This is a genomic window from Blautia sp. An81 (assembly GCF_002161285.1).
GTDB classification, from domain to species: domain Bacteria; phylum Bacillota; class Clostridia; order Lachnospirales; family Lachnospiraceae; genus Blautia; species Blautia ornithocaccae.
In genome coordinates this window covers 34586-55622 of sequence record NZ_NFHH01000020.1, presented here as the reverse complement: position 1 = coordinate 55622, position 21037 = coordinate 34586, and the positions used below count along the sequence as shown (strand labels likewise).

The window sequence follows — 21037 nt, the reverse complement described above, 5'->3', positions numbered from 1 at the left end:
TTAGTAAAGGAGATGCAGATATGAAAAAATCAAAAGGAAAATTCAGCTTAAAAAATTTGAAGCTTAAAGAAAAAATAAATATTAAGAATACTATTAGTAATATTAAAGAAAAAAGAACTAAAAACAAAAAGATTTTACACCATGGTTCTTACAGCATAGGTATAACAGCTCTTGTTGTTGCTATTGCAGTGGTCTTGAATCTGGTGATACAGGAACTGCCTACCAGTATTCGAGAGTTAGATCTGAGCAGTGAAAAACTTTATACCATTGGAGATCAGACAAAAGAGGTTCTGGACAATCTTGACAAAGATGTAGAATTGTATCTGATCGCCCAGGAAGGTACGGAGAGCAGTGATATCCAAAGGCTTCTGGAACGATATGAAGAAAGAAACGAGCATATTACTGTAGAGCAGAGAGACCCGGCAGTTTATCCTACTTTTACTCAGCAGTACACTTCAGATTCTGTAAATAATAATAGTATTATTGTAGTTTGCGGAGATAAGAGCAGAGTAGTAGACTATAGTGATATGTATGAGACAAGTATTAATTATCAGACCTATACTCAGGAGACAACGGCTTTTGATGGAGAGGGACAGCTTACCAGTGCTATCAATTATGTAATTTCAGAGGATATGCCTATTTTATATACTCTGGAAGGACATGACGAGATTTCTATGAGTACAAACATGACAGAGACTATTCAAAAGGCAAATATAGAAATCCAGTCTCTGAACCTTCTGACACAGGACGCTGTACCAGAAGATGCTTCCTGTCTGCTCATATATTCGCCAGCTACAGATATTTCAGAAGATGAGGCAGCAAAGATTATTAATTATCTGGAGAATGGAGGAAAGGCACTTATTATATCCGATTACACTACTGAGGATATGCCGAATTTTAAATCTGTCCTGGAAAATTACGGCGTTCGTACAGTAGACGGAGTTGTTATGGAAGGAGATACAGACCACTATATTTCCCAGAATCCTTATTATCTGCTTCCGGATATTAAGAGCACGGATATTACTTCTTCTTTATCATCTGGCAGCCGATATGTGCTTATGGCCCTTGCCCAGGGAATTGAGACAATTGATAATGTAAGAGATTCTCTGAACGTGCAGAGTATTCTTTCAACTTCAGACAGTGCTTACTCTAAGACGGATTTGGAAAATATGCAGACAGTAGAAAAAGAAAGTTCTGACATCGACGGTCCCTTTGATCTGGCGGTAGCCATTACAGAAGAGGTTAGCGATGATGCTGAGACACAGATTGTATATTTTTCATCAAGCACAATTTTTGATGACACCATTAACAGCTATGTATCAGGAACAAACTATGAACTTCTGTCATCATCACTGTCCTGGCTGTGTCAGACAGAGGAAGACAGTACAAGTACCATCTCTATTGCAAGTAAGAGCCTGGATACTTCTTCACTTACAATCTCAGCAGCAGATGTAAGCTTTTGGAGTATTGTTGTAACAGCAGTTATTCCGGTGTGCGTTCTCGGTATCGGATTTGGTATCTGGATGAAGAGGAGAAAACAGTGATATGAAGAAAAATAAAGGCTTGATTATCGGAACCCTTATATTAGTCCTCTTGCTGGCTGCTTATTTTGTGTTGAGGAGTCTTAATCTGAACGATGAAGATGACCAGGAAGAAGAGACAACAGAAACAGTTTTTGAAATAGATGCCGAGGATATCGGCCAGCTGCAGATTGTTTCAGGAGATAATACTTTTGATTTCACCCATTCCGATGATACATGGAGCTATAGTCAGGATTCCAGCTTTCCATTGAGTGAGTCTGCTATATTGGATAAAGTATCTTATGTGACGTCTGTATCTTCAACCAGAACCATTGAAAATCCCGAGAATCTGGAAGAATATGGACTGGATGCTCCGGAAGTGACTGTAAAGGTGACAGATACAGATGGAGAAGAGAATACTTTAAAACTAGGAGCCACCAATGATGCAGTATCTGGCTGTTATATGAGTTTAAATGATGATAACAGTAAGATTTATCTGGTAGACAGCAGTTTAAAGGAGAATCTTCAGTTTGATTTAAGTGATATTGCAGATAAAGAGGAAATCCCCAGCATTACAGGAAGTACCATAACTAGTGTATCAATACAGAAGCCCGAGGGTACTGCCAGACTTTATCAGGATAGTAGTTCAGAAACAGGCTGGACTTTTGCAGACACAGATGGAAGTACCGTTCCTGCAGACAGTTCTCTGGTATCTACTTATACCAGCAACTTTTCTACTTTGGCTTGGACTAACTATGTTACTTATGATTTAAGCAATCTGGGAACTTACGGATTGGATAATCCTACAGTGATTACAGTGGATTACCAGGTAGAGGAAGAAGCTGAAGACACAGATTCAGAGGATGAAAGCAGTGAAGATTCAGAAGATAGTGAGGAAGAATCTACAGTTACAGTAGATAAGCAAATGGTGATGCTCTTAGGAAATCAGACAGAGGACAGTACTTATTATTACGGAAAACTTCAGGAAGATTCCTGTGTGTATACCATAGCTGCATCAACTATTCAGAATATTACAGAGGTGAATAAAGAAGACTTCCTCAGCACAAAAGTTGCAGACTATTCATTTGCAGATCTGGACAAAGTAACTTTTACCAGAAATGGTGAGACTTATACAGCTACCAAGGAAACAGTAGAGGTAGAAAGTGAAGATGAGGATGGAGAAACAACAGAAGAAACAAAATACATGATAAATGATAAGGAAATAGAAACTACAGATTTTAATAACTTCTACAATCTGATCACTGCTATGACGTGGCAGAGTCAGGATGAAAATGCACAGCCCTCTGGCGATGCAGAAATGAGCATCAATTTTTATAAAGAAGGCGGAATTAACGTAACTGTAGATTTCTATTCCTATGATACAAATTTCTATCTTGTTGTAGATTCCAAAGGAAACCATATGATGGTTAATAAAATGGATGTCAGAGAACTCTTTGAAGCATTTGATAATGCTATGAGTGAATTGAATCAATAATGTTTCACGTGAAACATATGATAAAAAAGCACATCTAAATATCTGAAAAAACGAGGCTGTCGCATTAGTCATACTTTTTGACTAATGCGACAGCCTCGTTTTACTAGAAACTATAAATAAATGCTTAATAATTCTGCAAATCTGTTTCCTGCTTCCTGATGAGGAAGGTGTTTTGTTCTCTCTATAGAGCAAGTTTCAATAGATGGATTGATAGTAACATAGGCTTCTTGAATTGCTTTCCCCTTTTCCTCTCCCTGACCTGAAATAAGGATAATGCTTTGATCAATTTCTCTTAAAGCATGATTGATACTGTTGTTTGTGTAGCATCCGATAATGCTGGCAAGCAGGAATTTTGAATTACTAAATCCCTTATGAGCTGCTTCATAATATGTATCAATCATTTCTGCCGATACATCAAAGGGGTTATAAAGATACTCTTCTGTGAAAAGCAGCTGTACATTGCTCTGGCAGGTTATCATATTATATACGAGGGTTCCAAATACAGGAAGTTCAAGAAGAAACTTATATAATTTACTTCTTTTTCCTGGAATCTTATTTAAAGTAGATAGTTCAGGCGGATTTACCAAAAAGATTTTTCCGAAAAGGGAAGATTCATTATGGCATGCAAGTATAGTAAAGGAACTGGAATATCCGCTGGCTACAATATCTGTCTTTTCATGAATTACATTTTTGATAAAGTCAGAAATAAGCTGAACATATAAATAATTTGTATAAGTTATTCTTGGCTTTTCAGAGCGTCCGCACCCAAGAAGGTCCAGAACATATACTGTATGGTCCTTTGACAGTTTGTCTATGAGGTTTTTCCATTCATATGCGGAACTATATACTGTCAAGTCATGAATTAGCAGTATAGGGGAACCGCTACCCTTTTTCTTATAATAAATTTTTCCAAATCTCCAATTATAATAATTGTCAGCAGAAGATTTTAGTAAATCTTTAAGAGTTGCAGAGGCAAAAACTATGCGGTTAATAAGATATATAATTCCCGTAGCTACGGTAAATAAAATACCAAGAGTGACCAATCGGTGTTTATTCTTTTTCATTCTAATGTCAATACCTCCTACTAATTTTCCTGTATTATATTATAAAACATAGAGAACAATTATACAAGAAAAAAAGCCTGGAAGATTTTCGGACAGCAGTGGTGTTGCTGAAGATAAATGTTTCACGTGAAACATTACATAGTCTTAGCAAGGTGACTGTTCATTTCAGGAGCAAAAAACATGAACAAGAAAAGAATAAAAACAAGTGAAAAATTCATTAAAATATAAAAAATGTTTCACGTGAAACACTTGGTATAGAAATAGAAAAAGAAAGGTGATATAATGAATTTTAGAAATTTAAAGATAAATTTTAATCTACAATAAGGGGAAATATAAGTGGGAAGAATTATTGCAATTGCTAATCAAAAGGGTGGAGTAGGAAAATCTACCACAGCTATTAATCTTTCTGCATGTTTGGCAGAACAGAACCAGAAAGTCCTGCTGATAGACATTGATCCTCAGGGAAATGCCACCAGCGGTGTGGGAATTGATAAAAATGACACAGAAAATACCCTATATGAACTGTTGGTAGGAGAGAGGGAGCTGAAAGATTGTATTATTGAAAATGTATATGATAACCTTTCTTTAATACCATCTAATGTTAATCTTGCCGGGGCAGAAATAGAATTGGTGGGAATTGAGGGCAGAGAATTCCTTTTAAAGAATCAAATCGATACTATCAGAGATAGTTATGATTTTATTATAATGGATTGTCCGCCTTCTCTGAATATTCTGACGATTAATGCTATGACTACAGCGGACTCTGTATTAGTGCCAATACAGTGCGAATATTATGCTTTGGAAGGATTGACGCAGCTTATACATACCATTGAATTGGTAAAAGAGAGGCTGAATCCAGATCTTATTATAGAAGGTGTTGTATTTACAATGTATGATGCCAGAACAAATCTTTCTCTTCAGGTTGTGGAAAATGTAAAAGCCAATCTGAATCAGTCCATTTATAAAACAATTATTCCGAGAAATGTAAGACTGGCAGAGGCGCCAAGTTATGGTATGCCTATTAATTTATATGATACACGATCTGTAGGTGCAGAAAGCTACCGCCTTCTGGCAGAAGAAGTTTTACACAGGGAGGATGAAGAATGACCGCAAAAAAAGGTGGCTTAGGCAGAGGTCTGGGAAGAGGTCTTGACGCAATGATCAGTGACACTTCAAAACCCAGACAAGCCGAGAAAACACCAGAAAAAACTTTAACAGTGAAAGAACCGGAAGGGGAGGCTAAAGGAAAAGTTTTTACGGTGAAGATTGCCCAGGTAGAGCCCAGCCGAAAACAGCCAAGAAAGCAGTTTGACGAGGATGCTCTGCTGGAACTGGCAGAGTCTATCAAACAATTTGGTGTACTTCAGCCGTTGCTGGTGCAGAAAAAAGACGATTACTATGAGATAATTGCAGGTGAGAGAAGATGGCGGGCATCTAAGCTGGCCGGAATAAAGGATATACCTGTAATTGTAAAAGAGTTTTCCGAGCAGGAAGCTGTGGAGATTTCTCTTATTGAAAATATTCAAAGAGAAAATTTAAATCCTATCGAAGAGGCAGCAGCTTATAAACGGCTCATGGAAGAGTTTCATTTGAAACAAGATACTATCGCGGAACGTGTGTCCAAAAGCAGGACAGCAGTAACAAACTCTATGAGGCTGCTGAAGCTGGATGAAAGAGTACAGCAGATGCTCATAGATGAAATGCTTACTACAGGACATGCCAGAGCACTTTTGTCTATAGAAGATAAGAATATGCAGCATGCTGCAGCGATTAAAGTCTTTGATGAAAAGCTCAGTGTAAGAGAAACAGAGAAACTGGTCAAGGAAATCCTTAATCCTCGAAAAGAAGAGAAAGAGAAGAAAGCAGACCGGGCCCAGGACCTTGTATACGAACAGCTGGAGGAAAAAATAAAGGGAATTATAGGCTCAAAAGTAGCTATTCGTCGTAAAAGCAAGGATAAGGGGAAAATTGAGATTGCATATTATTCTCAAGATGAACTGGAACGAATTGTGGAACTGTTAGAGACTATCAGATAGAATAAGGGGTAAGAAACGTATGAGTAATTTTTTAGATGCACTGCAGAATTATTCAGGAATCCTGCTTCTTTCCCTTCTGATTCTGGTGATCATACTTCTAATCTGTACGTTTAATCTTTCTTTAGGATTAAGCAGGCTGAATAAGAAATATAAGATCTTTATGAAGGGTAAAGATGGACAATCCCTGGAAAAACTGTTTAAAAGAAAATTTGATATGATTGAGAAACTGGCAAGCAACAGTGAGATAAACAGAGAAGATATCCAGAAGCTGGAGAAACTTTACAATAGTTCGCTTCATAAATATGGTATTGTAAAATACGATGCTTTTGAAGATATGGGTGGAAAGCTCAGTTTTGTTCTTGCTCTGCTGGACAAAGAGAATACAGGATTTCTGCTGAATGCTATACATAGCAGAGAAAATTGTTTTCTGTATATTAAAGAAATCGTAAATGGGGAATCCTATATAATGTTAAGTGAGGAAGAAGTGGAAGCCCTGAAGAGAGCTGTGAATTTTGGAATCGAGGAAAGTGAATTTGATATTTGATTTCCAAATCACAGAAAGTATAAAATTTGGTGAATGTTATGTAAACCATAATAAAGAAGTTATGTAAATCAATAAGGAGAAGAGAAAATGTTAGATATCCGTTTTGTCAGAGAAAATCCAGAAGTGGTAAAGGAGAATATTAAAAATAAATTTCAGGACAGCAAACTGCCTCTGGTAGATGAAGTTATAGAGCTGGATAAGAGAAACAGAGAGATCAAGCAGGAAGTAGAAGGTCTGAGAGCAGAGAGAAATAAGATTTCCAAGATGATTGGCGGACTGATGAAGGAAGGCAAGAGAGAAGAGGCAGAAGAGGCCAAGAAACAGGTTACTGCCAATGCTCAGAGAGTAGAGAGTCTTTCTGCTGAAGAAAAAGAAGTGGAAGAAAAAATCAAAAAAATTATGATGACTATTCCAAATATCATTGATCCATCGGTTCCTATTGGAAAGGATGACAGTGAAAATGTAGAGGTTCAGAGATATGGTGAGCCTGTAGTTCCTGATTTTGAAATTCCCTATCATTCAGAAATTATGGAAAGCTTTGATGGTTTGGATCTTGACAGCGCCAGAAAAGTTGCCGGAAATGGATTTTATTATTTAATGGGAGATATTGCAAGACTTCATTCTGCAGTGATCTCTTACGCAAGGGATTTTATGATTAACAGAGGTTTTACTTACTGTGTTCCGCCCTTTATGATCCGCAGCAACGTAGTCACAGGCGTTATGAGCTTTGCAGAGATGGACGCTATGATGTATAAGATTGAAGGGGAAGATTTATATCTGATCGGAACCAGCGAACACTCTATGATCGGAAAATTTATTGATACCATTATTCCGGAAGAAGAACTGCCAAAAACTCTTACCAGCTACTCTCCATGCTTCCGTAAGGAAAAAGGCGCTCATGGAATCGAGGAAAGAGGCGTGTACCGTATTCATCAGTTTGAAAAACAGGAGATGATCGTAGTATGTAAGCCGGAAGAGAGTCCTATGTGGTTTGATAAACTGTGGCAGAATACAGTAGATCTTTTCCGTTCTATGGATATTCCTGTAAGAACTCTGGAGTGCTGTTCCGGAGACCTGGCAGATCTGAAAGTGAAATCTGTAGATGTAGAAGCCTGGTCTCCAAGACAGAAAAAATATTTTGAAGTGGGAAGCTGCTCAAACCTGGGAGATGCTCAGGCCAGAAGACTTCAGATCCGCGTTAACGGGAAAGATGGAAAATATCTTGCCCACACATTAAATAATACCGTTGTAGCACCTCCCAGAATGCTTATTGCCTTTTTGGAGAACAACCTTCAGGCAGATGGTTCTGTAAAGATTCCAGAGGCTCTCAGACCTTATATGGGAGGAGCAGAAGTAATTAAGCCCAAGAAATAAGTGGAGGTTACTCATTGCACAGTTATTTGAAAGCAATCGGGTTTTCCGATATAACGGAAAAGAAAGAACTGGATACCATTTTGCAGGATGTTATCCAGAACTATGATGAAAAGACCGTTGTGGAGGACAGAAGCAATCATCTATTTACCGAACTGTCCAAAATGTACGGCTGTGACTTCGGCATTACCGTCTGCGGAGAATATGATGAGGATGATCAGTTCCAGATGGAATATTATTTTCCATATTTCCGGGGAACAGGCATTACCATGGAAGAGGAAGTGGTAATTGAAAAGCATGCTGGGAAGGAATCCTATGCTGGAGCCTGTGACGATATGCGTATCGGTGTGACAATTATCTTTTATCTGCAAAATGCAGGGGAATATCTTACCCAAAGGTGCAAAGGCCACTATGCGGGAGGAGTCCATAGCCTGACTCTTTCCGGCCTTGCCAAGAAAGGCACGATTCTTCTGCCTGTGCTGAAGCAGGAGGCAGAGGCGGCAGAAGCAGAGGAAAAGACCATGAACAGAGGAAGACTTATGGCAGCCGCCAAAAACGGGGACGAAGAAGCTATGGAAAGTCTTACTATAGAGGATATGGATACATATTCCATGATCTCCCAGAGGGTGGAGAATGAAGATGTGTACAGTATTGTGGACAGTTATTTTATGCCTTATGGAATGGAATGTGATCTGTATAATATCATGGGAGAGATCCTGGAATGCACAAAGATCCAGAATATTCTTACAGGAGATACGGTCTACGAGATGCGGATTTGTTGTAACGATATTGAACTGGACGTATGCGTCAACGAAAATGATCTCCTGGGAGAACCGGCCAGAGGCCGAAGATTTAAAGGAGTTGTGTGGCTTCAAGGCTATGTAGATTTTCAATACTAGTGCACTGTATCACTCACATTTTGCATAATGACTTGTCTGAAAGTGAATGATACAATACAATAAACTTTAGGCTATAATTTCAGATAAGAGAAAGAATAGAATTAATTTTCGACAGCTGTCGTATTTTACAAAATGTCTGTATGGGCATCAGTGAGATACGGCAGTTTTTTACTTAAATTTTACAAAGTGAGTACAATTAACTTTACATGAAGATGATAGGATTACCGTAATTTATTACAATTTTTAGCAAATTGCCCCGGTTTTAATAAGAGAGATACGTAATCTATATACAGGAGGAAAATGTAATATGAGGGAAGGGCGGGATATCATCCGACAGGTAGAAGCTGCCAGGGACGATATGCAGGCGGCAGATGTATTTATTCGTACATATATGCCATTTATAAAAGCAGAAACCGCAAAATTTCTCCGGCGGCCCCCAGTGGAAGGCCATGATGATGAATTGAGCATAGCTATGATAGCCTTTCACGAGGCTATCTGCGGATATTCATCCGCAAGAGGAGCGTTTTTTAAGTATGCTGCCATGTTGATTAAAAGCAGGTTGATAGACTATCATCGAAAGGAGCAGAGGCACAGCAAGGTAATTTCTCTGGAAACCCCTGCTGGTGATGATGAAGAAAAAGCTTTAGGAGATACTTTATCTGATGGGAAAGACCACAGCGAGGAAATGACAGTCAGAGAAGCTACAAGAAAGGAAATTGAAGAACTGACAGAGCAGATGAAAGAATTCGGAGTTTCCCTGACTGATGTATCAGATAACTGCCCAAAGCAGGAGAGGACGCTGAACGCCTGCAGAAAAGCCTTGAACTATGCCAGGGAAAATCCGGAAATCTTTGAAGAACTGCTGAGGACAAAGCGTCTGCCGGCCGCAAGGCTTTGTCAGGGAAGCGGCGCTGAAAGAAAAACGATGGAGCGTCACAGAAAATATATGGTAGCGCTGCTGCTGATCTATACAAACGGATATGAGATTATCAGAGGTCATTTAAAACAGGTTATGAAAGGAGTGACAGGAAGATGAGCTATATTGTTATGGAATGCCACTCCAGCTATGCCATATTACTGGATGAAGAAGGAAGATTTCTGAAGGCTGCAAACCTTCACTATGAAGTGGGACAGACGGTATACGACCCTGTTTTGATGAGGGATAAACCGGAAAAAAGATTTAGACCTGTAAGATGGGTTACCGGAGGCGCAGCGGCCATAGCAGCCTGTTTCCTTCTGGTCTTTGGAATGAACTATTACCAGGGACATATGGTATCCTACTCTTCTATCTACCTTACAATTAATCCGGAAGTTCAGATGAACCTCAACCGGCAGGGGGAGGTGTTGGAGCTCATAGGGACAAATGAGGATGGAAAGATTCTTCTGGAAGGATATGAGGGAAAAGGAAAAGATAAGGTAACTGTTACTGATGAACTTATTGACAGGGCTATTGAGATGGGGTTTCTTTCAGAAGGAGGGCAGGTATCATTTTCCATTGATGCCCCGGAGGAAGCTGTTCTTTCAGAATACAGCAAAGAACTGGAATCGGAAGTAAAGAGGCACCTAAAGAATAGACTTTCCATTACTATCGAGATTATTGATCGTCAGACAGGAGATACGGAGACTTCTACGACAGAAAATCCTGGACAAAGCGAGAATAGATCCAGCCAAGCGACCCAGGAAACACAGAGCGGAGAAAATTCCAGCGGAGTGTCTCAGGAAACAGGCCGGGAAAGCGGTCAGGAACAGCAGTCTTCTGCAGTACAGCAGGAAACGCAGGCTCCCCAGCAGCAGCCTCAGCCTCAGCAGGTTCAGCCTTCAGAACCGGCAGTTTATGAGGATACAGATTATGGATCGGATAATGATGGTATAACAGATTATAACCAGACAGCTCCTCAGTCTCAGATGCCTCAGACATCAGAGGAGGAAGAAACAGACTATGAAGACGATGACGACGAAGAAGAGGATGATTAAAAAATAAAAAAATTTTCAGGATACCCCGTTTTTTAAAAAGTGCTTCCGTATTCTATGAATACAAGGAAAAAAAGAGCCAGAGATAAATGGTATAAGTGAAAGGAGCATCTATTATGAAAATGAGAAAAGTTTTATTAGCGGCATTAACATCTCTTACCTTTACGGCAGCGGTTTTTACAACCGGGTGCGGTAGCCAGGGCGCTGGAACAGAGCAGAAAAAGGAAATTACAGCAGCAGAATCTTCCCAGGGAACAGCCCTTGCAGATACAGGAATCATTACCTTAAGTGTAAATCCGGAAATCAGTATTGAATATGATGAAGAAGGTAAGGTAACAGCTCTTACAGGAAAAAATGTGGATGGTGAAGGAATTGTTTCCGCATATCAGGATTATCAGGGAAAAGACTGCAGCATAGTATTAGAAGAACTGATCAACAGAATCAATGAAGCCGGATACTTCGTTGATGAAATAGATGGTCACAAGAAAAATATTGTGATCCAGATGGAGCCTGGTTCTGTTCTTCCTGATGATGATTTTTTGGAAACTATAAGCAGAAATACTCAGGAAGCAGTAGCGGGACTGGAATTAACCTCAGATATAGTAACTATAGACGATGACGATTACGATGAAAGATATGCAAAGAATGGTCAGCCATCTCCTTATATTTCCTTAGATAAGGCAAAGGAAATCGCTCTGGCTCAGGCTGATATCAGTGCAGCAGATGCAGTATTTGAAGATAAAGAATTTGACTTTGACGATGGAATTGCAATCTACGAACTGGAATTTACAGCAGGCAATAATGAATATGAGTATGACGTTCATGCAGTAACCGGAAAAATTTTAAAAGCAGTGCACCATGTAGTCGGGCAGACAGTAGAAGATACAGATTATGGCACCGGCAATGACGGTGTGACAGACTACAGCACTACGGATTACGGCCCGGACAATGATGGAATTACTGACTATGGAGACACAGATTACGGTCCGAATAATGATGGTGTGACAGATTACAGCGAAGCAGAAGATACAGACTATGGACCCAATAACGATGGTGTGACAGATTATAACACATCAGGAATAGATGACACAGACTATGGACCAAACAATGACGGTGTGACAGATTATGATGACACAGATGATGACACAGATGATGACATGGATGATGACATAGATGATGATGGAGATGACGACTAGGACCACAGTGACTACGGAAACAGCCACTATGATAATTAAACCGTTAAAGAAGGTATCCATGCGGCATGAGCTTAAGCACCAGATCAGCCCTGGAGAAGATCTGGTGCTTTCCCAGAGACTGAGGAAGCTGTTCTCCCATGATAAACATGGGGGACCTATGGGAAGCTACAGGGTCACAAGCCTTTACTTTGATACTCCTTATGACAGCGCTTACAGAGAGAAACTGGATGGAGTAGATAAAAGAGAAAAATTCAGGTTGAGATATTATGGCACAGATACATCTTTTATACGCCTGGAAAAAAAGTTTAAGAGGAAAGGCCTCTGTGGAAAGAGAAGCCTACCTCTCACACAGGATGAAGCAGACAAGATTTTAAAGGGAGACTATGGGTTTCTTTTGGAATCAGGGGAGCCCCTTCTGATTGAATTATACAGTAAGATTCAGGGAAAGGGATTAAGACCTAAGACGATTGTCCGTTATGACAGGGAGGCTTTTGTCTATGCGCCGGGAAATGTAAGGATCACGCTGGACAGAAATCTGTATACGGGAATGGGCAGTCTGGAGTTTTTAAACACAGGATTTACAGGAATTAAAGCCATGGACTTTTCCAGAGTGCTGGAAGTAAAGTATGATGAATTTTTGCCGGAGCTGGTGCGGATGGCTGTACAGGTACCGGGACGTCAGGCAGGGGCCTGTTCTAAATATGCCCTTTGCAGGCGGTTTGACTGATCCGGGAGAGAGGGGAGTATTTTGTTATGACTTTTCAGGATATATTTAAATCAAATTTTCTGGAGAATATTACAGGAATCTCGGTTCTTGATATGACCATTGCCCTGGTTCTGGCATTTTTAATGGGGCTTTTTATCTTTTTTGTATATAAAAAAAGCTGCAGCAGCGTTATGTATTCAGCAAGCTTTGGCACTACATTGATTGCTCTGACTCTGATCACTACAATCCTGATCATGACGGTAGTCAGCAATGTGGTTCTGTCTCTGGGTATGGTGGGGGCCCTTTCTATTGTCCGTTTCCGTACAGCTATAAAAGAACCTCTGGATATAGCGTTTCTGTTTTGGAGCATTGCGCTGGGAATTATACTGGCTGCTGGCCTGATTCCTCTGGCTGTTTTAGGGAGTATTTTTATAGGCGTAGTGATCCTGGGCTTTTCAAACAGGAAGACAGTGGACAGTCCCTATATTCTGGTGGTCCACTGTGACAGCCGGGAGACAGAGGAGAAAGTCAGGGTTATCGTAGCTTCTCAGGTCCGAAGGATGAATCTAAAAAGTAAAAGTGTGGAAGCCGGAGATATAGAACTGAACTATGAAGTTCGGCTGAGGGAAGACAGCAATCAGTTTGTGAATGAGCTGGCAGCTATGGAAGGCGTTACCCACTGCGTTCTTGTTTCCTATAATGGAGATTATATGGGGTAAGATATGGTAAAATATAAGTATATAGATGCTGTCTGCATTCTTGCAGCTCTTGGAGCTGTCCTTCTTACTCTGATCTTTATGAATGGGGATGCTTTTGGAATACCGAAGGCAAGCGAAAATCCCGGATATATTTCCCGGCTTTTTGATGAAAGTAGGGTACATAGCCTGGATATACAGATAGAAGACTGGGAAGGGTTCCTGGAAAATGCAGAGGAGGAAAAATATGTTTCCTGCACAGCAGTAATAGACGGAGAGGAATTTCATCAGGTGGGACTTAGGGCCAAGGGAAACAATTCCCTGAGGCTTACTGAAGAATACGGGCTGTCTAGATATAGTCTGAAACTGGAATTCGACCATTTCAATTCGGGCGGAAATTACTATGGTCTAGATAAGCTGTCTTTGGACGCATCTTTTCAGGACAACAGTTATATGAAGGCCTGGATAGCCTATGATATGATGGAATTTATGGAGGTTCCGGCACCTTTGCGCAGCTATGTTTGGGTGACAGTAAACGGAGAAGGCTGGGGATTGTTTTTAGCTATAGAGGAGCCAGAGGAAGCATTTGCCAGGAGAAATTTCGGCAATGACTACGGAAGACTGTATAAGCCGGATTATAAGCGGCTGGATGCAGAGAATGCCGATGTGGCTCTTAAGTATATTGATGATGACCCGGAGAGCTATCCGAATATATTTGACAATGCCAAGGTGGATATCACCCAGGGGGATAAAAAGAGGGTAATAGAGGCTCTGAAGATACTTTCCGAAGGAGAGGAACTGGAGAAAGCAGTGAATATAGAGGAAGTGCTCAGGTACTTTACCGTACAGGTTTTTGTAATGAACTGGGACAGCTACCTGGGATATACAGGGCATAATTACTATTTGTATGAAGAAGAAGGAATCCTGTCCATCCTTCCCTGGGATTATAATCTGGCTTTTGGAACCTACGCCCTGGGAAAGACAGAACCTATTAAGGATCCAACAGTGCTGATTAATTATCCAATTTATACTCCGGCAGAAGGATCCGTGATGATGAATCGCCCTTTATACCATAACTTGATGAAAATAGATGAGTATTTTCAAAGATACCGGGAATTCTTTGAGCAATTTATTTCCCAATATTTTGAATCAGGAAAGTTTCAGCTTTTTCTCAGACAGACTCAGAAAATGATAAACCCTTATGTAGAGAAAGACCCTACAGCATTCTGTTCATATGAGGATTATAAACTGGCTGTGGATACTCTGGAACAGGTATGTGTGCTGAGAGCAGAAAGTATCCGGATGCAGCTGGAGGGTGAAATGCCGGCTACCATAAAAGGGCAGCAGGAAGCACCCGAAGCCAGATTAGACGCCGCACATATCAGACTGGAGGATTTGGGAGACTTTCAGGATCTGGAGACCGCTGAAGAGGATTACATGAGGACATGGAACTGAAAATTTAAAAAAGCTTGTCGAAGGCCAGTCTACCGCTTCCGCGAAGGGTGATTATCCCGCAGTTTTTAAAACCGTTCTTTTTCAGGATGTGCTGCATTCTTTTATTCGGAAAGTCCGTGTCAATGCGTATATAGGAAACACCCTTTTTAAGACAGAACTTTTCTATGAGAGAAAAGGTGATGTCAGCAAGACCGATTCCACGAAATGCTTTATCAAAAGCCATGCGGTGGATTACTCCATAAGGCAGATCACTGTGCCATTTTCCCTCTATATTTTCATAGGCCGGTTCTCCGGAAAAATCAATACACATATAGCCGGCGATCCGATTTTCTGCTTTTACAACATAGCCAATTCCTTTCTCGATGTCTTCTTCAATGGTAGACCTGTTGGGGTAATCGTCAGTCCACTGGATAAAACCCTGCTCTCTTTGAAAGGCTTTTCCCTGAAGGATAATATCGAGGCATATATCAAGATTCTGAGGAACTGCTGCTGTAAGAATATATTTTCCTTCCATAAATCAAACTCCTTTGTCTGTTTCTGATAGGATAATACTAAAAAAATATGAAATCAAATAAAATATATATCTTCAGAAAAAAGCCTGAAGATTCTTGACGCTTTTTGAAAATAAGGGTAAAATAATAGAAAATGCCTGAGCTGTCAGTAGTTCTGTCAGCAAAGCGTTCATAGAGCGGAATACTGACCGGAAGAGAATCTGATGGAAAGAGAAAATAGCTGTAAACAAAATCTGTAATAGTTTAAAACAAGAGGGACCCTTTCGGGTCCTTTTTCTGTGCTATAGACCCAGAAAGGGGCCATGATGCCTGTATAACAGGCGCCTGCCGGTTAAGTTTATCCGGGGATGAAAAGGGAAGGAGGAGATATATGGATAAAGAGAATTCCAGGATTGCCGTAATCGGAATTATTATTGAAAACCGGGAAATGGCAGGAAGGGTAAATGAGCTGCTCCATCAATACAGTGAATTTATCATTGGACGAATGGGAATCCCATACGAGAAAAAACAGGTGAATATTATCAGTGTAGTCCTGGATGCCCCGTCAGATGTGATCAGTGCTCTGGCTGGAAAAATGGGAAGACTTCCAGGGGTCAGTTCCAAAGCAATCTATTCCAGAGAGAGCTCTTCAGAGAAGACCAGAGGAAAAGAAAAAGGGACGGAAGGGGACTCACAGGATGGAAAATAAAATCAGTGAAGAGGAATTTCAGGTTTGCTTCCAGGAGCTTTCCAGCGGCAGGCATCTGAACAGGAATCAATGGAGAACTTTGCTGGAAGGCCGAAATAGTGAGCGGGCAGAGCTTTTAGCCCAAAAGGCCTCAGAGCTGCGAGACCGGATTTACGGAAAGAAAATCTTTATCCGGGGTCTCATTGAATTTACGAATTATTGTAAAAATGACTGTTACTACTGTGGAATCCGAAAGAGCAATAAAAATGCGTCCCGTTATCGGCTAACTGAAGATCAGATTCTGAACTGCTGCAGAGCCGGATATGAACTGGGCTTTCGCACCTTTGTCCTTCAGGGGGGAGAAGACCCTTATTTTAATGATGAGAGAATAGTCAGGATAGTAGGAAAAATCCGAAAGGAATTTCCAGACTGTGCTATAACCTTATCTATTGGAGAAAAGGAGAGAGCAAGCTACCAGCTCTTTAAGAAGGCAGGGGCAGACAGATATCTGCTCCGGCATGAGACCGCCAATGAAGCTCATTACAGAAAACTTCATCCAAAAGAACTTTCCCTTGCCCACAGAATTCAGTGCCTGGAAGACCTGAAAAGCCTGGGGTACCAAACTGGAGCAGGGATTATGGTGGGATCTCCGGGACAGACCACAGAAACTCTCATGGATGACCTGGAATTTCTGGAGAAACTCCAGCCGGAAATGGTGGGGATCGGCCCTTTCATTCCTCATCACGATACACCCTTTCGGGAGAAGAAACAGGGAGAACTGGAGCAGACTTTATATCTTTTGAGTCTGGTACGGCTCCTTCTTCCAAATGTGCTCCTGCCGGCTACTACAGCCCTGGGAACCATTGATCCCAGAGGGAGAGAAAGGGGAGTCCTGGCAGGGGCAAATGTAGTAATGCCAAACCTATCCCCGGAAAATGTCAGGGAAAAATACCTGCTGTATGACAACAAGATCCATACAGGGAAGGAAGCGGCAGAATGTCTGGACGCCTTGAGGGCATCTATGGGGGAAATCGGATATGAAGTCGTAGTAGACCGGGGAGATTATATTTCAAAAACAGAGGAGGTATAGGATTATGTATGATCCAAAATCAAAATGTGCAGATGATTTTATTAACCATGAGGAGATCATGGAAACCCTTGCCTATGCAGAGGAAAATAAACACAACAGGGAACTGATCGACCAGATTCTGGAAAAAGCAAAACTGAGAAAAGGGCTAAGCCACAGAGAGGCAGCGGTGCTTCTGGATTGTGACCTGGAAGATAAAAACCAGGAAATATATGCCCTGGCAGAGCAGATCAAGAAGGATTTTTATGGAAACCGCATCGTGCTTTTTGCTCCTTTATATCTGTCCAATTACTGTGTAAACGGCTGTGTATACTGTCCATATCATGCCAAGAATAAGCATATTCCCAGAAAGAAACTGACCCAGGAGGAAATCCGTCAGGAGGTTATCGCTCTTCAGGATATGGGGCATAAGAGACTGGCGCTGGAAACAGGAGAAGATCCGGTGAACTGTCCCATTGAGTATGTGCTGGAGAGCATTAAGACTATCTACAGTATCAAACATAAAAACGGCGCTATCCGCAGGGTAAACGTAAATATTGCCGCTACTACTGTGGAAAACTACAGAAAGCTGAAAGAAGCAGGAATCGGAACCTACATTCTGTTTCAGGAGACCTACCATAAGGAAAGCTATCTGAAACTCCATCCCACAGGACCAAAACATGACTATAATTATCATACAGAAGCTATGGACCGTGCCATGGAAGGCGGAATTGACGATGTGGGATGCGGCGTTCTCTTTGGACTTGAAATGTATCGTTATGAGTTTGCCGGCCTGCTGATGCATGCAGAGCATCTGGAGGCAGTATATGGAGTTGGACCCCATACTATCAGCGTGCCCAGAGTCAGAAAAGCAGATGATATTGACCCGGATGCTTTTGACAATGGTATTGACGATGACACTTTTGCGAAAATCGTGGCCTGTATCCGAATTGCAGTGCCTTATACAGGTATGATCATCTCTACCAGAGAGAATCAGAAATGCAGGGAAAGAGTCCTTCATCTGGGAATTTCACAGATTTCCGGCGGTTCCAGGACCAGCGTAGGAGGCTATGCAGAACCAGAGCCAGAGGAAGAATCTTCAGAACAGTTTGAGGTTAGCGACAACCGTACCCTGGATGAAGTGGTGAACTGGCTGATGGGAATGGGATATGTGCCCAGCTTCTGCACAGCCTGCTACCGGGAGGGAAGGACAGGAGACAGGTTCATGTCTCTGTGCAAATCCGGACAGATCCAGAACTGCTGCCTGCCTAACGCTCTTATGACCTTAAAGGAATACCTTATGGATTATGCTTCCCCTGATACAGTGGAAAAAGGCCTGAAACTGATCCAGGAGCAGATAAAAGAAATCCCAAGAGAACGTACCAGGGAGATTGTACAGGAACGGCTTATTGAAATTGAGAAAGGAAACAGAGATTTCCGGTTCTGACACAGACAGGAGGCTTTACATGGGAATGAATCAGACGCCTGCCTCTGAGCGGGTACATATTGGATTTTTTGGGAAGAGAAACGCAGGAAAATCCAGTGTTATGAATAAGGTAACAGGACAGGAGCTGGCAGTAGTATCAGATGTAAAGGGAACGACAACAGACCCGGTTTACAAAGCTATGGAACTGCTTCCCCTGGGACCTGTAGTAATGATGGATACTCCGGGAATCGACGACGAGGGAGCATTAGGCGGCCTTCGGGTAAAGAAAAGTTATCAGGTGCTGAACAAGACAGACGCAGCAGTCCTGGTCATTGATGGAAAGGCTGGTATGAGCAGGGAGGACCAGGCTCTGCTGGAAAGGATCCACAAGAAAAATATTCCCAGCATCCTGGTACTGAATAAGAGGGACCTGCTTACAGAGGAAGAGGTCTGTCAGACCCTTTCCAGTCTGCCGGAAGGGTACCAGGAAGGAAAAGACTACCTTTGGGTCAGCGCTCAGGAGGGAACGGGCGTCCGGGAATTAAAGGAGCGGCTGGCAGTTCTGGCCAGTACAGAGGAAAACCAGAAGAAAATCGTGGGAGACCTGCTGTCTCCCGGAGATTTTGTTGTGCTGGTAGTGCCTATTGATAAAGCTGCTCCAAAAGGAAGGCTGATCCTTCCACAGCAGCAGACTATCCGGGACATTCTGGACGCAGATGCAGTATCTGTGGTCATTAAAGAAGACCGGTTAAAGGAGACTCTGGAGAGTTTAGGAAAGAAGCCAAGGCTGGTAATCACCGACAGCCAGGTATTTGGAAGAGTTTCCAAAGATACTCCCAAAGAGCTTCTTCTGACTTCTTTTTCCATTCTCTTTGCCAGATATAAAGGGAATCTGGAAACTGTAGTAGAAGGGGCAAGGACTCTGGAAAAGCTGAAAGACGGGGATAAGGTGCTGATCAGCGAGGGCTGTACCCATCACCGGCAGTGCGGAGATATCGGCACTGTAAAACTTCCGGCCTGGATAAGGAAATATACGGGGAAAAATCTGGAATTTTCTTTTACATCAGGAACAGAATTCCCCGATGAGCTGGGAGAGTACAGTCTCATTGTCCACTGCGGCGGATGCATGCTCAATGAGCGGGAAATGAAGTACCGGCTGAGCTGTGCAGAGGACCAGGGCGTACCTATGACTAATTATGGGATTATTATCGCCTATATGAATGGGATATTGGAGAGGAGCCTGGAACCTTTCTCATAGAGAAAGGTCCAGGACAGATTCTCTTTCTATCAGATCTACATCCAGGATGATATTTTCGGCAGGAGATTTTGCATCTTCGATTTTTTTCATGAGCATTTGACAGGCAAGCTGGGCTTTCTGACAGATATCCTGTCGGATAGTAGTCAGGGGAGGGATTGCACGGCGGCTCATGGAGTTATCATCAAAACCTATGACGGAAAAATCTTCAGGAATCCGGTATCCCAGACGGTAAGCTGCCCCATAGATTTCAAAGGCGCAGTTATCTGCTGTGGTAAAAATGCCAGTTACGGGATGAGGAGCTTTTTTCAGCATTTTCAGGATATCCTCTATATTCTGACCGGTCAGATTGATAATATGTTCTGACGGAAGCTGGATGCCGGCTTCCCGCAGATAGCTGCAGAATCCCTGGAGCCGGTGCATGATAACGCCGTTTCCGATGGCTTCAGGTCCGATAAAGACCAGAGGGATATGATTATCCTCCTGGATCTGGCGGATATTATCATCGAAAGAACCAATGAATACCGCTCCGGCTACCTTCCAGGATTTTAGGCAATAATTTACCTCAGAATAATCCTTGATATAGTGGAGCATGAGATCATAGCCATTTTTTTGGATTTCTCTGGCCAGCTCTCCAAAGAAGGCGCTGTTGTAAGGGTCTACCAGAGGGATTCCCTGGTCTGTAACCATTATCCCCAGATACACCATGTTTATGAAAGCAGGACTTCAGGATTCTTATCTGTCCCTGATCCTGCCGGTAATGGTCAGCGGTTTCGGCATCTTTATGATGAAGCAAAACATGGAAACGATTCCTGATGAGCTTATCGAAGCAGCCAGGATGGATGGATCCAACGAGTTTCAGACTTTCCATAAATTGATTCTGCCCTTGTGTAAGAATGGAATTTCGGCTATTGCCATTTTCCAGTTCTTGTGGGTATGGGAAGATTACCTGTGGCCCTACCTGATGATTGACAGTGAAAACAAACAGCTTCTGGCAGTGGGGCTGACATTGTTTAACGGAAGATATTCCACAGATTACGGCGGATTGTTTGCAGCTACGACTATCTCAATCCTTCCGGTCATCATTGTTTATGTAATCTTCCAGAAACGCTTTGTGGCAGGTGTGGCTTCAGGAGCTGTAAAGGGCTGACATATATAA

General features: G+C 41.8%; 21 protein-coding genes. 18 read left to right on the top strand and 3 right to left on the bottom strand.

The genetic code is table 11. The features are described 5' to 3' along the window. Window positions 1–20 precede the first annotated feature (20 nt). Both B5G33_RS15410 and B5G33_RS15405 read left to right on the top strand, forming a co-directional pair. Entirely contained in the window at window positions 21–1544 is a 1524-nt protein-coding gene (locus tag B5G33_RS15410) for a GldG family protein (RefSeq protein ID WP_087418250.1), read from the top strand. A gap of 1 nt (window position 1545) precedes the next feature. Then, the gene (locus tag B5G33_RS15405; RefSeq protein ID WP_087418249.1) at window positions 1546–3015 is read left to right on the top strand and encodes a DUF4340 domain-containing protein; all 1470 of its coding nucleotides are present in this window, start codon (window positions 1546–1548) and stop codon (window positions 3013–3015) included. Between the two features lie 110 nt (window positions 3016–3125). Here the strand turns inward: B5G33_RS15405 and B5G33_RS15400 are convergent, their stop codons facing one another. Then, window positions 3126–4079, bottom strand: coding sequence for an alpha/beta fold hydrolase (locus B5G33_RS15400; RefSeq protein ID WP_087418248.1), 954 nt, complete (start codon window positions 4077–4079; stop codon window positions 3126–3128). A 336-nt stretch (window positions 4080–4415) separates the two neighbouring features. Between B5G33_RS15400 and B5G33_RS15395 the strand changes: the two genes are divergently transcribed. From B5G33_RS15395 to B5G33_RS15345, 11 genes are all read left to right on the top strand, one after another. Beyond that, entirely contained in the window at window positions 4416–5186 is a 771-nt protein-coding gene (locus tag B5G33_RS15395; protein ID WP_087273236.1) for a ParA family protein, read from the top strand. Next, window positions 5183–6115, top strand: coding sequence for a ParB/RepB/Spo0J family partition protein (locus B5G33_RS15390; RefSeq protein WP_087273239.1), 933 nt, complete (start codon window positions 5183–5185; stop codon window positions 6113–6115). Before B5G33_RS15395 ends, B5G33_RS15390 begins: the two co-directional genes overlap by 4 nt. Window positions 6116–6134: 19 nt before the next feature. Further along, the gene (locus tag B5G33_RS15385; protein ID WP_087273241.1) at window positions 6135–6659 is read left to right on the top strand and encodes a DUF4446 family protein; all 525 of its coding nucleotides are present in this window, start codon (window positions 6135–6137) and stop codon (window positions 6657–6659) included. Window positions 6660–6746: 87 nt separating this feature from the next. Next, complete coding sequence (serS, locus tag B5G33_RS15380; RefSeq protein ID WP_087273243.1) at window positions 6747–8033, top strand: serine--tRNA ligase; 1287 nt, start codon at window positions 6747–6749, stop codon at window positions 8031–8033. 14 nt (window positions 8034–8047) lie between these two features. Next, entirely contained in the window at window positions 8048–8929 is an 882-nt protein-coding gene (locus B5G33_RS15375; protein WP_087273245.1) for a DUF3881 family protein, read from the top strand. 307 nt (window positions 8930–9236) lie between these two features. Further along, entirely contained in the window at window positions 9237–9965 is a 729-nt protein-coding gene (locus B5G33_RS15370; RefSeq protein WP_087273247.1) for a sigma factor, read from the top strand. Then, entirely contained in the window at window positions 9962–10903 is a 942-nt protein-coding gene (locus B5G33_RS15365; protein ID WP_087273249.1) for an anti-sigma-I factor RsgI family protein, read from the top strand. Before B5G33_RS15370 ends, B5G33_RS15365 begins: the two co-directional genes overlap by 4 nt. Window positions 10904–11016: 113 nt before the next feature. After that, window positions 11017–12096, top strand: coding sequence for a PepSY domain-containing protein (locus B5G33_RS15360; protein WP_087418247.1), 1080 nt, complete (start codon window positions 11017–11019; stop codon window positions 12094–12096). After that, window positions 12074–12823, top strand: a complete 750-nt coding sequence (locus tag B5G33_RS15355; RefSeq protein ID WP_242974719.1) for a polyphosphate polymerase domain-containing protein — start codon at window positions 12074–12076, stop codon at window positions 12821–12823. Before B5G33_RS15360 ends, B5G33_RS15355 begins: the two co-directional genes overlap by 23 nt. A 26-nt stretch (window positions 12824–12849) precedes the next feature. Next, window positions 12850–13521, top strand: coding sequence for a DUF4956 domain-containing protein (locus B5G33_RS15350; protein WP_087273255.1), 672 nt, complete (start codon window positions 12850–12852; stop codon window positions 13519–13521). A 3-nt stretch (window positions 13522–13524) separates the two neighbouring features. Further along, window positions 13525–14952, top strand: coding sequence for a CotH kinase family protein (locus B5G33_RS15345; protein WP_087418246.1), 1428 nt, complete (start codon window positions 13525–13527; stop codon window positions 14950–14952). Window positions 14953–14956: 4 nt separating this feature from the next. Here the strand turns inward: B5G33_RS15345 and B5G33_RS15340 are convergent, their stop codons facing one another. Next, window positions 14957–15466 (bottom strand): GNAT family N-acetyltransferase, encoded by a 510-nt coding sequence (locus B5G33_RS15340; protein ID WP_087418245.1) that lies wholly within the window; start codon window positions 15464–15466, stop codon window positions 14957–14959. A 368-nt stretch (window positions 15467–15834) separates the two neighbouring features. On the opposite strand from B5G33_RS15340, the gene B5G33_RS15335 reads away from it, so the two are divergent. The 4 genes from B5G33_RS15335 to hydF are packed head-to-tail and all read left to right on the top strand — an operon-like array spanning window position 15835 to window position 19881. Next, window positions 15835–16152: a TM1266 family iron-only hydrogenase system putative regulator gene (locus B5G33_RS15335; RefSeq protein WP_087273261.1), complete on the top strand. Its 318-nt coding sequence runs from the start codon at window positions 15835–15837 to the stop codon at window positions 16150–16152. Then, complete coding sequence (gene hydE / locus B5G33_RS15330) at window positions 16142–17221, top strand: [FeFe] hydrogenase H-cluster radical SAM maturase HydE (RefSeq protein ID WP_087418244.1); 1080 nt, start codon at window positions 16142–16144, stop codon at window positions 17219–17221. Before B5G33_RS15335 ends, hydE begins: the two co-directional genes overlap by 11 nt. Window positions 17222–17225: 4 nt before the next feature. Beyond that, a complete protein-coding gene (hydG, locus tag B5G33_RS15325; RefSeq protein ID WP_087418243.1) occupies window positions 17226–18644 on the top strand; it encodes a [FeFe] hydrogenase H-cluster radical SAM maturase HydG in 1419 nt (472 codons plus the stop codon). Between the two features lie 19 nt (window positions 18645–18663). Continuing rightward, entirely contained in the window at window positions 18664–19881 is a 1218-nt protein-coding gene (gene hydF / locus B5G33_RS15320; protein WP_087418242.1) for a [FeFe] hydrogenase H-cluster maturation GTPase HydF, read from the top strand. Here the strand turns inward: hydF and B5G33_RS15315 are convergent. Then, on the bottom strand, window positions 19876–20568 hold the full coding sequence (locus tag B5G33_RS15315) for a LacI family DNA-binding transcriptional regulator (protein WP_158229632.1): 693 nt from the start codon (window positions 20566–20568) through the stop codon (window positions 19876–19878). The two genes, hydF and B5G33_RS15315, sit on opposite strands and share 6 nt — an antisense overlap. 22 nt (window positions 20569–20590) lie before the next feature. Here B5G33_RS15315 and B5G33_RS15310 point away from each other — a divergent pair, with 22 nt between their 5' ends. Further along, window positions 20591–21028: a carbohydrate ABC transporter permease gene (locus B5G33_RS15310; RefSeq protein WP_242974718.1), complete on the top strand. Its 438-nt coding sequence runs from the start codon at window positions 20591–20593 to the stop codon at window positions 21026–21028. Window positions 21029–21037: the final 9 nt, after the last annotated feature.